Annotated in this window: 9 protein-coding genes and 1 tRNA gene; 8 read left to right on the top strand and 2 right to left on the bottom strand. The window is 63.3% G+C overall.

Annotated elements, in window-relative coordinates:
- The coding region (gene selD / locus HC022_RS04115) for a selenide, water dikinase SelD (protein WP_167451445.1) at positions 1 to 2,079 on the top strand (2,079 nt) is incomplete at its 5' end.
- Here selD and mnmH read toward each other — a convergent pair.
- Complete coding sequence (gene mnmH / locus HC022_RS04110) at positions 2,061 to 3,131, bottom strand: tRNA 2-selenouridine(34) synthase MnmH (protein WP_167451444.1); 1,071 nt, start codon at positions 3,129 to 3,131, stop codon at positions 2,061 to 2,063. The genes selD and mnmH overlap by 19 nt on opposite strands.
- Before the next feature lie 149 nt (positions 3,132 to 3,280).
- Between mnmH and HC022_RS04105 the strand changes: the two genes are divergently transcribed.
- The 6 genes from HC022_RS04105 to HC022_RS04080 all read left to right on the top strand — a co-directional run bounded on the left by HC022_RS04105 (position 3,281) and on the right by HC022_RS04080 (position 11,251).
- Positions 3,281 to 3,355: transfer RNA gene (locus tag HC022_RS04105), tRNA-Phe, on the top strand.
- Positions 3,356 to 3,635: 280 nt separating this feature from the next.
- The gene (locus HC022_RS04100; RefSeq protein WP_217703883.1) at positions 3,636 to 5,156 is read left to right on the top strand and encodes a class I SAM-dependent DNA methyltransferase; all 1,521 of its coding nucleotides are present in this window, start codon (positions 3,636 to 3,638) and stop codon (positions 5,154 to 5,156) included.
- Positions 5,153 to 6,466, top strand: coding sequence for a restriction endonuclease subunit S (locus HC022_RS04095; protein ID WP_167451442.1), 1,314 nt, complete (start codon positions 5,153 to 5,155; stop codon positions 6,464 to 6,466). The genes HC022_RS04100 and HC022_RS04095 overlap by 4 nt, the downstream gene beginning before the upstream one ends.
- Complete coding sequence (locus HC022_RS04090; protein WP_167451441.1) at positions 6,463 to 7,035, top strand: hypothetical protein; 573 nt, start codon at positions 6,463 to 6,465, stop codon at positions 7,033 to 7,035. The genes HC022_RS04095 and HC022_RS04090 overlap by 4 nt, the downstream gene beginning before the upstream one ends.
- Entirely contained in the window at positions 7,035 to 8,171 is a 1,137-nt protein-coding gene (locus HC022_RS29785; RefSeq protein WP_167451440.1) for a DUF4268 domain-containing protein, read from the top strand. The genes HC022_RS04090 and HC022_RS29785 overlap by 1 nt, the downstream gene beginning before the upstream one ends.
- Positions 8,171 to 11,251: a type I restriction endonuclease subunit R gene (locus HC022_RS04080; RefSeq protein ID WP_167451439.1), complete on the top strand. Its 3,081-nt coding sequence runs from the start codon at positions 8,171 to 8,173 to the stop codon at positions 11,249 to 11,251. The genes HC022_RS29785 and HC022_RS04080 overlap by 1 nt, the downstream gene beginning before the upstream one ends.
- 318 nt (positions 11,252 to 11,569) lie before the next feature.
- On the opposite strand, the gene HC022_RS04075 is transcribed toward HC022_RS04080, so the two are convergent.
- A complete protein-coding gene (locus tag HC022_RS04075; protein ID WP_254884924.1) occupies positions 11,570 to 12,643 on the bottom strand; it encodes a DUF3800 domain-containing protein in 1,074 nt (357 codons plus the stop codon).
- A gap of 877 nt (positions 12,644 to 13,520) precedes the next feature.
- Between HC022_RS04075 and HC022_RS04070 the strand changes: the two genes are divergently transcribed.
- Positions 13,521 to 14,960: a DUF6880 family protein gene (locus tag HC022_RS04070; RefSeq protein ID WP_167451438.1), complete on the top strand. Its 1,440-nt coding sequence runs from the start codon at positions 13,521 to 13,523 to the stop codon at positions 14,958 to 14,960.
- Positions 14,961 to 15,118 lie beyond the last annotated feature (158 nt).

Here is a 15,118-nt window from a genome sequence, read left to right as displayed (position 1 = left end):
GGAATGGATCCACTGCCCGGCGCCCGGGTCACCCTGATCAACCCCGGCCCCACCGCGCCCTATTCGGGCATGCTGCCGGGCCATGTCGCGGGTCATTACGGGCGCGACGAGCTCGACATCGACCTCGTGAAACTCGCCCGCTTCGCCGGCGCCCGCGTCATCCTCGGCACAGCCGAAGGCATCGACCTCGCAGCGCGCGAGATCCGCGTGCCGGGCCGCCCTCCCGTGGGCTTCGACGTGGCCTCCATCGACATCGGCATCACCTCGGCCATGCCCGACCTGCCGGGCTTTACCGAACACGCCGTGCCCGCCAAGCCGCTCGGCCCCTTCGCGACGCGGTGGGCGGCCTTCCGCGACCTGTCCGGTCCCGCCTCTGTCGCGGTGATCGGCGGCGGCGTCGCCGGCGCCGAGCTCGCCGCCGCCATGGCCCATGCCCTGCGCATGCGCAACCGACCCGCCGAGGTGCACCTGGTCGACCGGGGCGCCGCGCTCTCGGCCCTGCGCCCGCGCGCCGCCGAAAAGCTGCGGGCGGCACTGGCCGCGCAGGGCGTGACGCTGCACGAGCACGCGCCGGTCGCCGCCGTCACCGCCAGGGGCCTCACCCTTGCCGACGGGCGCACGCTCGAGGCGGCCTTCGTCACCGGCGCCGCGGGGGCCTGGCCGCAGGCCTGGCTGCGCGACAGCGGCCTCGCGCTGCACAAGGGCTTCATTGCCGTCGGGCCCACGCTGCAAAGCTCGGACCCCGATATCTTCGCCGCCGGCGACTGCGCCCACCTGACCGAGACGCCGCGCCCCAAGGCCGGCGTCTTCGCGGTGCGCGAGGCGCCGGTGCTGCTTGCCAACCTGCGCGCGAGGCTCGCGGGCGACAGCGCCCTGCGCCCCTACCGCCCGCAGAAGGACTACCTCAAGCTGATCTCGCTGGGCGAGAAGGCCGCCCTCGGCGACCGCTTCGGCATGGCGCTCTCGGGCCCGCTGATGTGGCGCTGGAAGGATCGCATCGACCGCCGCTTCATGGCGAAGTTCCACGACCTGCCGCAGATGCCTGTGCCGAGACTGCCGGTGCCCCGCGCCGCCGGCACCGTCGAGGCGCTTGGCGACAAGCCCATGTGCGGCGGTTGCGGCGCCAAGGTCGGCCGCGATGCGCTCGGCGCCGCGCTGAGCCACCTGCCGCCACCGGCGCGCGCCGACGTCACCCCCCTGCCCGGCGACGACGCGGCGCTGCTGCTCATTGGCGGCACCCGGCAGGTGATGACCACCGACCATCTGCGCGCCTTCGTCGAGGACCCGGTCACCATGGCCCGCATCGCCGTGGTGCACGCGCTCGGCGACATCTGGGCCATGGGCGCCGAGCCGCAGGCCGCCACCGCCAGCATCACCCTGCCCCGCATGTCCGAGGCGCTGGCGCAGCGCAGCCTCACCGAGATCCTCACAGCCGCCTCCGCCATCCTGCGCGAGGCCGGGGCCGAGATCGTCGGCGGCCATTCCTCGATGGGGGACGAGACCACCATCGGCTTCACCCTGACCGGGCTCTGCGACGCCGAACCGATCACGCTCTCCGGCGCGCGCGAGGGCGATGCGCTGGTGCTGACCAAGCCACTGGGTTCGGGGGTGATCATGGCGGCCGAGATGGCGGGTGCCGCGTGCGGTGCATGGGTCGCCGCCGCGCTTGCCAGCATGACCCGGTCGCAGGGCGATGCGGCGGCGCTGCTGCGCGGAGCCCATGCCATGACCGACGTCACCGGCTTCGGCCTCGCCGGCCACCTACACGGCATCCTCATGGCCTCGGGCAAGGGTGCCGAGCTGCGGCGTGACGCCATCCCCCTGCTCGACGGCGCGCTCGAGCTCGCGGCGCAGGGCCAGCGCTCGACCCTTTACCCCAAGAACCGCGACGCGGTGCCGGGTCTGGTGCCACAGGACCCGCTCGAGGACCTGCTCTTCGATCCGCAGACCGCCGGCGGGCTGCTGGCCTGCCATCCGAATGGCGAAGAGGTGGTGAAAGCGCTGCGCGGGTTCGGCTATGCAGCGGCGGTGATCGGGCGGGTCACGGGCGACTGGCCCGGTCACATCTCGCTGGTCTGACCCGCCTTCTGCAACGCCTCCGCGATGCGGTCCGCCAATGCCTCGAGCCCCGAAGGATCGAGCGCCCCGGTCTCGAAACGCTGCTGCACCACGGGCGACACCGCGGACATGGACTTCTCGTAGGCCGGGTCGTAGTGGTCCTCCGCCAGCGACCGGCAGAGCTCCAGCCGCTCGCCCGCGTCGATCAAAGCCCCCCAGCGGTCCACCATCGCGTGTCCGCGGTGATAGCGCAGCGGCTCGAGCTGCGCCTTCAGCCGCGGCCCGTCGGAGAGGATGTCGTCATAGGCCGCGTCGAGATAGACCGCCCGCGCCGACACCGGAGCACTGACCTCGATCCAGGGCGCGGCCTTCATCGCCTCCCAGAGCGAGGGCGGCAGGATGATCTGACCGACCTTGCTGCTCTCGGCCTCGACGATCACCGGGCGCTGCGGATCGAGCGTGCTGAGCTCCTGCGCGAGGCACGTCTCGAACCATTTCTGGCTGGGCTGCCCGCCGGGCATGTCGCCGAGCAGCGAGCCGCGGTGCCGGGCGAGCCCCTCGAGGTCGATCACCTGCAGCCCGCGCGCCGTCAGGAGCGGCAGAAGCTCGGTCTTCGCGGTGCCGGTGTAGCCGCCGAGCTGGATCAGACGGTGCGGCAGCGGCTCCTCGTAGAGAGCCTTGGTGACCAGCCTGCGGAAGGTGCGGTAGCCGCCCTCGATCGCCTCGGCCCGCCAGCCGATCTGCTGCAGCATCCAGGCAAACGAACCCGAGCGCTGCCCGCCGCGCCAGCAGTAGACCAACGGCCGCCAGCCGCCCTCGTGATGGGCGAGCGGCCCCTCGATGTGGGCGGCGGCGTTGCGGAACACCAGCGCGGCCCCGATCTTGCGCGCGAGAAAGGGCGACTGCTGCTTGTAGATGGTGCCGACCCGCGCCCGTTCCTCGTTGTCGAGCACGGGGAGGTTGATCGCCCCCGGCACGCGGTCCTCGGCAAATTCGGCGGGACTGCGGACATCGATGACGGTGTCGAATCCGTGGTTCAGGATCTCGGGAAGGGCATGGAAGGCGCGGACCATACCGGCAGGTCTAGCGCGGCTTTAAGCCCGAGAAAAGCGCCATCGCATTTTCCTGCGCGGAGGCGATTTTTTCCGCGAAAAGGCTCTGGACACTCCCCGTGCCCTCGGCTATCTCCCCTCCACCCGAAGGGCGGCGCCCTTCACCCAGTGCCCGGGTAGCTCAGGGGTAGAGCAGTGGATTGAAAATCCTCGTGTCGGTGGTTCGATTCCGCCCCCGGGCACCATTAGCCAAAGCATGATATAGAGCGATGACCCCGCATCTTTTGGGGATGCGCTGCCTGCGATTTTTAAGAGGCGCAGCGCACGCTTCGCGCCGCAGCCCCCCCCTATACCGTCACCACTGGTCGTGTCGCTCAGCGGCCGTAGCGCGGGTCGAAAACCCCGGCACGCGTTCGGTGATGCCGCGGGTCAAGTGCTCGTCGATTGAAGCCCCAGATTAAATCGGCCATGCTTCAAGCGACGACAAAGGCCGCCCACGCGGCGGAGTATCTGGCAAGGAATGTCATGAGTATTGAGCGCACGCTTTTCACCGCCGCGGACAAGATGCGCGGCGCCATGGACGCTGGTGAATACAAGCACATCGCCTTGGGCATGCTCTTCCTGCGCTACGTTTCCGAGTCCTTCAAGCGCCTGCACGATCAACTCGAAGCAGACGAATACGCAGACGCCGAAGACCCCGACGAATACCTCGCCGAGAGCGTGTTCTGGGTGCCCGAGGAGGCGCGCTGGCAAAATCTCTCGAAGCGCTCGAAGGACCCAAAGATCGGCGTCATGATCGACGATGCCATGCGCGCGATCGAAGCCAGCAACGAGAGCCTGAAAGGCGCCCTGCCCAAGGTCTTCGGTCGCGAGAGCGTCGATCGCGCCATGCTCACCGGCCTGATCGACCTCTTCACCAACCTGAAGCTCGACGGCACCAAGGCCGACTTCGACCTCATCGGTCGCATCTACGAATACTGCATCGGCGAATTCGCAGGCAGTGAAGGCAAGCGCGGGGGCGAGTTTTACACCCCGAAGTCCGTCGTCGACACCCTCGTCGAAATGATCGAACCCACCAGGGGCCGCGTCTATGACCCCTGCTGCGGCACCGGCGGCTTCTTCGTCCAGTCCGAGAAGTTCATCGAGGCGCACCAGGGCGTGCGCGGCGACATCGCCGTCTACGGTCAGGAACGCAACCACACCACCTTCGGCCTTGCGCGGATGAATCTCGCCATCCGGGGCATCTTTGCCGACATCCGCTGGAACTCCGAAGGCACTCTGGTGCGCGACGCCTTCCCGGACGAGCGCTTCGACTATATCCTCGCCAACCCGCCCTTCAACATCTCTGACTGGTCGGGCGAGCTGTTGCGGGAGGACGCTCGCTGGCGCTACGGCACCCCGCCCGTGGGCAACGCCAACTTCGGATGGATCCAGCACATCTACGCCCACCTTTCGGCCTCTGGCATCGGCGGCGTGGTGATGGCCAACGGCTCCATGTCCTCCATGTCCGGCGGCGAGGGCGACATCCGCCGCGCGCTGGTCGAGGGAGACGCCATCGACGCCATGGTCGCCCTGCCGGGGCAGCTGTTCTACGGCACCCAGATCCCGGCCTGCCTGTGGATCATGGCCAAGGACAAGTCGAACGGCATCGCCAAGGATGCCAAGCTCCGCGACCGGCGCGGCGAGGTGCTGTTCATCGACGCCCGCAAGATGGGCGCGCTGGTGCCGGGCTCGCGCAAGCAAAAGGAGCTGTCGCCTGAGGAGATCGGCAAGATCGCCACGGCTTACCATTCATGGCGCGGGGAGCCGGACGCGAGGGCCTACGAGGATGAGCCGGGCTTCTGCAAATCCGCCAACCTCGACGAGATCGCCAAGCACAACTTCGTCCTGACCCCGGGCCGTTATGTCGGCGCAGGAGCGGCCGAGGATGACGGAGAGCCCTTTGAGGATAAGTTCGAGCGCCTGATGAACGAGTTGCGCAGCCAGTTCGCCGAGGGACGACGGCTGGAAGTCGAGATCGAAGCGCGGCTGGGGGCGCTGGGATGAGCCGGAAGGTTGGAGGACGCGAGGCCACAACAGGTATCATTCCGGGACGCTACTGCCTGAGCGTCGGAAAGCCCGACATAGAGCCGCCCGAGGGCTGGGCTTGGCGTTCTCTCAGCGAGCTTGCGCGCCTCGAGTCAGGCCATACTCCGAGCCGACGGAAGCCCGAATACTGGGGCGGCGATGTCTCTTGGATTGGCATCAAAGATGCGACCGGCAATCATGGACGCGTGTTGCGTGAAACGATGCAGCACACGAACGAACTCGGAATCGCCAACTCGGCGGCACGAATTCTGCCTGCAAATACCGTCTGTCTTTCCCGGACTGCATCCGTCGGATATGTCGTCGTCATGGGCAGTCCGATGGCCACGAGTCAGGATTTTGCGAATTGGGTTTGCGGCCCTGATCTCGATTTCAACTTCTTGAAGTATGCACTGCTTCTGGAGAACGAGGCACTGCATCGTTTCTCCTACGGATCAACGCACCGGACGATCTACTACCCGGAACTGAAAGCGTTCCACATCTGCGCACCGCAAGTCGACGAACAACGCGAGATCGCGGCGGTGTTGGGGGCGCTGGATGACAAGATCGAGCTGAACCGCAAGACGGCGGCGACCCTGGAAGCGATGGCGCGGGCGCTCTATCGGTCGTGGTTCGTCGATTTCGACCCCGTCACCGCCAAGGCCGAAGGCCGCGCCCCCACCCACATGGACGAAGACACCGCAGGCCTCTTCCCCGACCGCTTCGGAGACGACGGCCTGCCGGTGGGGTGGGAAGATGGAACAGTTGGAGATCTGCTGATCCTTCAAAGGGGTTTCGACCTCCCAAAGAAGGACCGGACAGACGGTGACTTCCCTGTGCTTGCTGCGGGCGGACACCATGGAACCCACAACGAGTTCAAGGCGCGGGGCCCCGGTGTGACCACAGGCCGAAGCGGCGTCATCGGCGAGGTGTTCCTTGTCTTGGATGACTTCTGGCCTCTCAACACATCCCTGTGGGTCAAAGACTTCATCCGGTGCTCGCCCTATTTCGCCTATTTCTTCCTGCAAATGCTTGATCTTAAAGCCCTCAACTCCGGATCAGCGGTTCCATCCCTCAACAGGAACAACGTTCACAACCTGAGGGTCGATCTGCCGCCGGAGCGGCTGATCGAGGCGTTCGACGAAGTGGCAGGACCGATGTTCGCGCGCGTTCATCAGGTCACCACCGAAAACCAAACTCTCGCCACCCTCCGCGACACGCTCCTGCCCCGCCTCATGTCGGGCGAACTCCGCGTCGGCGAGGCCCGGGACGAGGTGGAGGCGGTGGCATGAGCGAGCTTCCATTCGGCACGGTGTTTTCTGAACAAAAAGGGTCGGCAGAGCCCTTTCCTGGTTTCCTGCTCGTGGACCACGGGCGCACTGAGACAGCTGATCCTCGGGCGCTTGCAGCGTGTTATGGACAAATGACCTTGAGGAGTGTCGAATTCGGACTGGACCACCTGAACGAGCCAGAAGCCGCGTTCCCGGCGCTTTACCTGGCTCGACACACCTTCGAGCTATACCTTAAGGGGCTTGTCCCGGATTGGAATGAGCGCCGCGACAAGAAGAAGTCGAGTCCACACCATATCGACTACCTCGTCGACATTTTGCGTGAGCGACTTCTTCCAAACTACGATGAGAGAGAAGTCACAGCGCTCTCAGATTTTCTCCACCAATTCGCTATGCTGTCGCCGAAGTCCATGGAATTCCGGTATCGCGACGGTGCAGTAGTCAGCTTCGGCGACGCCCCTCTGGATGATCCCGAGATATGGGTAGACTTCATCGCTCTACGAGAGAGCTTGATCAAAATCTTCGAAGCCCTCGACAACGTGTGGCGCCTCCAGACTGAGGATGCGCTTTAGTGTTCCAGATTGACCGAACCCAGAACCGACTGCGCCGCCTTGAACAGCGGAGGTTCAGTGACTTGAACCTGCGAGAGCGCGAGCATCTTCAGGAGTGGCTGGCGCATCAGCCCGACGCGCTCGGCGAGGAACTGTTGATCCTGCAAAAGGAGTTCGACGGCTTCGCCGACACCCGCGAGCGCTTGGATCTTCTTGCGCTCGACAAGCACGGGCAGTTGGTCGTCATCGAGAACAAGCTCGACGATTCCGGCCGGGATGTGACCTGGCAGGCGTTGAAATACACCGCCTACGTGTCGAGCCTGACAAAGGCGCAGATCATCGACATCTTCCAGCAATACCTCGACCGGCACGCGGACGGCGGCAACGCCGCACGGCTGCTCTGCGACTTCCTAGATGTGGAAGAACTCGACGAGGTCGTTCTGAACCCCGGTCACAGCCAGCGCCTGATCTTCATCGCGGCGAACTTCCGCAAGGAAGTCACGGCGACGGTGCTCTGGCTGCGCGAGCATCAGATCGACGCCCGGTGCTTCAAGGTCAACCTGTTCTCCATGGCAGAGGAACTTCTGTTCGACATCCAGCCGGTGATCCCGACGCCCGAGGCCGCGGATTTCATGATCCAGATGGCCGAGAAAGAGAACGAGGAGAAGTCGGCGAAGGGAGCTCAGAGGCAGAGCCACGCCCTGCGGCAGGGCTACTGGACCTTGGCGCTGGAGACCATGCGTGGGTCCGGTGTGACGCTCTACGAGAACATCAGCCCTTCGAACGACCACTGGCTCAGCGCGGGCTCGGGCCTGTCCGGGTGCCCATACCGTCTGATCTACCTGAAGAAGGAGATCCGCGTCGAGTTCGCGTTCTCTCGCCCGATCGCCGATGAAAACAAGTGGCTCTTCGACGAGTTGGCAAAGCGACAGCAACAGATCGAGACGGCATTCGGGCATGAACTTACCTGGCTGCGGCTGGACGGACAAAAGGAGTCCCGCATCTATTTCGCGCAGCCCTGCGACGGCTACGATCAGGAGCAGTGGCCCTCCTTCGCTGCCTGGCACGCGGAGCACATGAAGCGCCTCGAAGCAGTGATCAAAGAACCGCTTGCTAAAATCGTCCGCGCCTTCAAGGCCAGACCGGAGATTTCGTGATGGCCTGGACCTCGGAAGCTGACCTGGAGAACTGGTTCATTGGTGAGCTGGCGGCCCTGGGCTTCACGCTCCAACATGGGTCCGAGATCTCACCCGAGATGCGCAACCCAATGCGGTCGAGCTTCCGGGAGACGATCCTCGTGCCAGTGTTCCTGGACGCTGTGCGCCGGCTGAACCCAGGCCTGCCAGAGACCGCCATCGCCGAGGCGGCATCGCGGGTTCGCGACATCGTCTTCGCCAGCGATCTCGTTCAGGAAAACCAGCGCGTTCATGCCCTGATGGTCAAGGGCATCCCTGTCACCTACTTCGGAGATAGCGAGGAACGCAACGCAGTCGTGCAACTTGTCGACTGGACGAACACGGCCAACGACTGGCGAGTGATCAATCAGGTCGACGTGGTCGGCAAGACCGCACGCATCCCCGACGTGGTGCTGTTCCTGAACGGGCTACCGCTGGTCATGGTCGAGTTGAAGGGCACCGAGGGCGCGGACATCGAGGCAGCCTTCAACCAGACAGAAACCTACAAGGCCGACATCCCGGATCTGTTCCGCACGTCGCTCTTGACGGTGATCTCGGACGGGCTAAACGCGCGCTTCGGGTCGATTTCCGCCGGCCTCGATCGTTTTATGAAATGGCGAACGGTCGATGGCGAGACGCTGGTGCCGGACGGCTCGGCCCTCGCACTTCAAACCCTGGCGCAGGGCCTGCTGACCCCTGAAACGCTGCTCTCGATGCTACGCTGGTTCGTCGTCTTCGAAGATGAAGGCAAGGGGCCGATCAAGAAGATCGCCGGGTATCACCAGTTTCATGCCGTCCGAAAGGCCACCGAGACGATCCTCGGCGCACGCGGCGGTGACGGCAAGGGCGGGGTCATCTGGCACACGCAGGGCAGCGGCAAGTCCTTGCTGATGACCTTCCTCTCCGGGCGTGTCATGCACCATCCCGACATGGAGAACCCGACGTTGCTGGTCCTGACCGACCGGAACGATCTCGACAACCAGCTCTTCGCGACGTTCGGTCGGTGCAAGGATCTCCTCGGAGAGGAGCCAGTCCAGGCTGAAAGCGTCACGGCGTTGAAAGACCTGCTCAACCGCGAAGTCGGCGGGATCGTGTTCTCGACGATCCAGAAATTTCGCCCTGACGCCGGAGAGATCTTTCCAGAGCTGACGAACAGATCAAACGTCGTTGTCCTTGTCGATGAGGCCCACCGCACGCAATACGGCTTCGAGGCCAAGATGAACCGGAAGACCGGCGAGGTGCGCCATGGGCTAGCCTATCAGCTACGCAAGGCATTGCCGAACGCCGTCTACATCGCCTTCACCGGCACCCCGGTCGAACTCGTCGGAGCGAATACGCGGGGCGTTTTCGGCGACTACATCGACGTCTACGACATCAGCCAGGCCGTAGAAGACGGCGCCACCGTTCCTCTATACTACGAGGCCCGGGTCGCACGCGTCGAGCTCGACGCGGATCTGGGCGACGAGATCGACGATGCCTTCGATGAGGCCACCGAGGATCTCGAAGATGAGCAGGCCGTGGCGGCTGCGCAGAAGTGGTCCCGGGTCGAGGCCCTGGTCGGCGCAAAGCCGCGGCTAGACACGGTCGTTGCAGACATCCTCGCGCATTTCGACGCACGCGTCGAAGCGATGGACGGCAAGGCCATGATCGTCTGCATGAGCCGAAGGATTTGCGTCGAGGTCTACGACCGGATCATCGCGGCACGACCGGACTGGCACGGAGACACGGACGACACCGGCAAGGTCAAGGTTATCATGACCGGCAGCGCCTCGGACCCAGCCGAGATGCAGCCGCACGTCCGATCGAAAGCTCGGCAGGAAGCCATCCGAAAACGCGCCAAAACCCCTGACGACGAATTGCAGATCGTCATCGTGCGCGACATGTGGCTGACTGGCTTCGACGCACCCTGCATGCATACGCTCTACGTCGACAAGCCGATGAAGGGGCACGGGCTGATGCAGGCCATCGCCCGCGTGAACCGAGTATTCAAGGACAAGCCCGCGGGGCTCGTGGTCGACTACATCGGCATCGCAGCCGATCTGAAGAAGGCCCTGTCCCACTACTCGAAACCCGACCAGCAGAAAACCGGGATCGACGAAGGCGAGGCTGTCGCGGCCTTCCTTGACACGCTGGACGTCACCCGCGCGCAGATGCACGGCTTCGATTATTCCGGTGCTCTGTCAGGCACGCCGACAGACCGCCTGAGGATCCTGCCAGGGGCGCTGGACCACATCTTACAAAAGGATCGAGACGGCGAGGGCGGCGCAGTGAAGCGTTTCAACGACGCCGTCGCCAGGCTGATCAAGGGCTTCAAGCTTGCATCCGGCAGCCCCCAGGCAACCACTCATGCCGAAGAAGTCGCCTTTTTCTCGGCGCTTCGGGCAGGCTTAGAAAAGCTGGGCCGTGGTGGCAACGGGCGTAGCAGCGCCAGCCACGACCTCGCGATTCAGCAGTTGCTCAACCGTGCAGTCGCCTCGACCGAGGTCGTCGACATCCTCGAGGCCTGCGGATTCGACCGTCCGGACATCTCGGTCCTGTCCGATGCCTTCATGCTGGAAATCCAGAACATGAAGCACAAGAACCTAGCCGTCGAGGCGCTGAAAAAGCTCCTGAACGGCGAGATTTCGTCCCGGGCGCGCACGAACGTCGTTCGCAAGGAGGAGTTCTCGTCCCGCTTGGAAAAGGCCATCGCGAGCTACCACAACCGCAGCGTCGACGCGCTGCAGATCCTGCAAGAACTGATTGCAATTGCGAAAGACCTGCAAGCCGAACCAGAGGACGATCTGACCGACGCGGAGCGCGCCTTCTACGACGCCCTCGCTCTGAACGACAGCGCGGTCGAGGTCATGGGGAACGAGGAACTGCGCGTCATCGCTACCGAACTGGTCAGGACCGTCCGTAGCAACGCCGGGACCGACTGGTGGCGCCGCGACGACGTGCGCGCCAAGATGCGTATCGCGGTCAAGCGCATCCTGAAACGCCACGGATACCCACCGGATCTTGCCTCCGAAGCTGTCAAGTTGGTCCTGCGGCAAGCTGAAGCGCTGGCCGTTTCTTGGTAGCCGCGAGAGAAGTTGAGGGATTGCGACGGACGCGTAGGGCACCGGGATGCAAAGTTTCACTTCGGACCGGGGAGCGTCTCCGAGCGGGGAAACACCTGCCAAGCGAACCATTCGCAATCCACTCCCGAGATCAGTTTCGGGTGGCAACCGACAGCCGCGATCGATATGGCATTGTTGCAGAAGGTCCGCCGTAACGTTGCGGGGCGGCTAAGAGCCCAAGATGTCCATGCTCTATAGCGCTCGGACTGCAGCAAGGCGCCGGAGCGAACCGTGACCCTCGCTCGACTTGAACAGGCAGCCAATCAAAGGCTGGGAGGCCTAACGTTTTGGCCCCATGAGGTTGGCGGCGAGATAGTTAATCAGCTCACCGCCCTGAGTTCCTTGCCGGAAACGTCGTTGCTCTTCAAAATCGATTGATGGCAGCATGTGGATGAATTGTTCGTCGGCATACAGTGCCAGCAAGGGCTCAGGGTCCAATCCGCCAGTGCGCAATCCCGCAAGATTGTTTCCTGCTTCGATCGCGGCGCCGATCATCACGTCCGCAAGCTGCACCGCAGGGGTATTCTTGGAGTCCACTTGCTCCACTTCGTGCAGTTTCAAGGGGAAGCTAAGGGTCGTGATCTCGGTCGCACGGAATTGCACGGACTCTTCGTGATGGATAAACCGCTGCAAGAGTTCATGATAGGTGGCGAGGTTCTTGGACTGGTCGTGCTCCACACGATAGGGGCCGTTCGCCATCACTTCCATCCGCGTGATCAACGACTGCAGCACAATCATCGCGACGTCGGTGTTTAGTCCGGGGGTGGCAATGGCCTGCAGGCACTCGGGCGCGGAGTAATGCGCGAGAGGTCCAACAACCTCAGGTATTTGCTCCCAATTCGTCGCTCTGGCGGCTGCCACCAGGTCGTTGAGCGCTTCGTCGGATTTTTCCTTCATAGCACGCTGAAAAGACGCCATCAGCCTCCTGAATTGCGGCTTGCCGAGCAGCTTCGGTCCAGCCATGTGCAGCATGGAAGCCATCGCATAATTCTGGCCATTGGCGTAGAAATCAAAACCGCGCTCATAATAATAGGGCTCGACGGCGTAGTCGACGAACATGAGCGTCAACATGAACCGCTTGTCGCAGACATAGGTCACACACTTGAAGTCGCTCAAAAGGTCTCGCATCAACCCAAGCAGCCGCGGGTGGTTGGATTGCCGCCTCGATAGGGCACGATACTTGAGCTCAGGCGCTTGCAGCCTTGGGAAATGCTGCTTGATCAGCCGCTTGGCGTCGTCGTCGTCAATTGCAATAGCCGAGGCGCCCTGAAAACGCTGGTCAGCGTTGAGCAGGTCAAATCCTGTATAACCACTTTCGTCGATCCGGAAGCACTCCATCGCCAAGTCAGCCATTGGTTTCTAGAATTTCAGGATAGGTGATCGCGCAATCTCTGACTACTCAGTCTGCACTGAATTTCGCTCTTGGGGAGTTCTCGTCGAACTTTATGTCTACAGCGGGATAAGCACTGCATCAGGCACGATTGTTCAAAAAGGGAGCGAAGTGGTCTTTGTTGCCGCAAGAACGACGTGCACCTTCGTGTCGCACTTCCGACATTGCACAGCATCTTCATGCTGGCTGCGGGCACGATGTAGGTCTGGTTTGGAGGGGCTGCACTGCGGCATCTTGGCGGCCTGCGAGCGGCAGCATTGGGCCGTTCGCGTCCGTCGACCCCCCTTTGTCGAAAGGCTTGAAGGTCGGCACTTTCCCCCCTCAAGCAACCGAGGGTGAAACGACGGCAAACGAGGAACCGTTTTTCAACGAGTGATCACCAGAGTTCTTCGTCCAGCAGATCACGCGTGATCGCCATGCCAATGAGCGCGACAAGGGTATTGCGGGTGGGAGCATCACAGCGAAGGTATCGAACTTGCCCCACAGCTCCCCGTGGAGCGCGCTAAGCCTCGCACACAGAGCCTCTAGCGCTGTCCAGCACTCACTCTCCCCCGGGAGCGCAGAGCGCACACAGCGCGCGTTCTGCACTCAGGCCCGTCTGCGGCAACCGCCCCCCAAGGTTCCGCGCCTATCACCGACCCTGACCCGGCATGTGTCCCCAAGAGGGGCCTCCGCCTCATCTAGGACCTTCCGCCCGCTCACCACGACAAGAATGTCTTTCGCACCTTCTATCGGCAACGTGCTCGCCGCCGGCCAGGCAACAGACATTTCAGGATCGCTTACGGTAAACTTGAGCTTCAGGAACTTATCGGGCACCTCTCTTCGAGAGAAGGAGCACCCATGGCCCGGAAAACCCTCAACAAGAAGAACCTCGTCGAGCTTGGTGCGGACGTGTTGGCGGAGCTTTTGCTCGAAGCTGTGAAGGGCGACGCCGCGCGTCAGAGACGCGTGCGCATGGTGCTGTCTGCCGATCAGAGCCCGCAGGAAGCGGCAGCGGATGTTCGAAAGCGGTTTGCATCGATCCGGCGATCCGGCAGCTTCATCTCGTGGAAGACGCAGAAGAAGTTCGCCAAAGAGCTCACCGATCTGGTCACGCTGATCGAAATGCGGATCGGCTCCGACAGCCCGGATCTAGCTTTTGAACTCCTGTGGGATCTGCTGCACCTCGCGCCCGGCATCCATGAGCGGACCGATGACAGCAACGGGTTGATCGGTGACGTCATGGTCGACGCGATGGAGGCCATCGCTCGCATCTCTCCCAGGATCACCAAAGATCCGATCGAACTCGCGGAGATGATTTTCGAGGCGCTGCGGGACAACGGCTATGGCGAGTTCGATCATGTCGTGCCGGCTCTCGCCGAACCACTTGGCCGCTCAGGTCTCGAGCGGCTGAAAGCTCTTGCCGAGGAGATGTGTGCCGCGCCTTTGACCGAGGCGCAGTTGGAGATCTATGACTTCGTCTCCGACCCTGAAAGGCAGAAAGAGCTCGCTCGGGATCGCCGCGACCATACAGCCAAGATGATCCTGCAGGACGTCGCCGATCTTCAGGGCGACGTCGACGCTTGGCTTTCACGCTACACGGCCGAGCAATTGACCTATCACACCATCGCGCCAGAAGCTGCGGTGCGCCTGCTTGAAGCAGGCCGTGCTGAAGAGGCCCTTCAGGTCGTGGAGAACGCGCTGGACCGCGAAACGCACGACAGCGCGTGGTTCGACCCGCCTGAGCTGGACGAGGCCCACTTCGCATGCCTTGAGGCTCTCGGACGGGAAGAGGACCTGCGGCGTGCGCTATGGGCTCGCTTCGAGCGATGCCTCTGCCCCGATGCGTTGCGCCGCCTGCTGAAACGCCTGCCGGATTTCGATGATGTCGAGGCCGAAGACCGCGCCCGCGAGGTGGTCTTGTCGTTCACGCCCATCGAGGCAGGGCTGGCGTTCTGTCTTTCCTGGCCGGACATGGCGTTGGCGGCGCAGTTGGTGCTGAGCCGATACGAAGAGATTGATGGGGGCACCTACGAGATCCTAACGCCGGCTGCCGAGGCGCTGTCTTCCGCGCACCCACTCGCGGCGGTCCTGATCTGGCGCTCCCTGATCGAGTTCGCGTTGGAACGCGCCCGATCGAGCCGCTACGGTCACGCCGCCCGTCATTTCGACGCCTGCGCGGCGGCCGACGCCGCGATCTCTGACTATCAGGGCCACGCCGAGCACCGCGTCTTCATTCAAGATCTGCAAAATGCACATGCGCGCAAGGCAGCCTTTTGGGGGCGAGTTGCGGTGTCCTAGGCGTTGACCGGTCATCATGCCCGACGTGACGACGGTTATGGCGCGGATAGAACTTGTGCAGCATTTTACCTGCGATCTCGCACCCCTGCCCAGGCGTCTCGAAAGGCCGCGGAGGGTGTGCGGTAGCGGTCGCACTTCACGAGACTCCAAGGTTCCGC

The organism is Salipiger sp. HF18 (genome assembly GCF_011806505.1).
Taxonomy (GTDB): domain Bacteria; phylum Pseudomonadota; class Alphaproteobacteria; order Rhodobacterales; family Rhodobacteraceae; genus Salipiger; species Salipiger thiooxidans.
This window is presented reverse-complemented; position numbering and strand designations above follow the sequence as displayed.